This is a genomic window from Caballeronia sp. M23-90 (genome assembly GCF_053574605.1).
Map to the genome: position 1 here is coordinate 1 of NZ_JBSIPA010001017.1, position 297 is coordinate 297.

Annotated in this window: 1 pseudogene; it reads left to right on the forward strand. The window is 61.3% G+C overall.

From position 1 onward, the window contains the following. Positions 1–79: 79 nt before the first annotated feature. A pseudogene (locus ACRXB1_RS37595) lies at positions 80–297 on the forward strand (HAMP domain-containing protein); the annotation flags it as partial.

The window sequence follows — 297 nt, forward strand, 5'->3', positions numbered from 1 at the left end:
TGATCCGCGCATTCAACCAGATGATGCGGCAGATCAACGACGCCGACGACGAAAAAGCCGTAATGCTGGCGGGCATCGCGCACGATCTGAAAGCGCCGCTCACACGCTTGAAACTGCGGGCGAGCGTCCGGTGCCCGTTGAAGAACGCGGACCGCGCGAATTGCGCGACCTGATCCGCGCATTCAACCAGATGATGCGGCAGATCAACGACGCCGACGACGAAAAAGCCGTAATGCTGGCGGGCATCGCGCACGATCTGAAAGCGCCGCTCACACGCTTGAAACTGCGGGCGAGCGT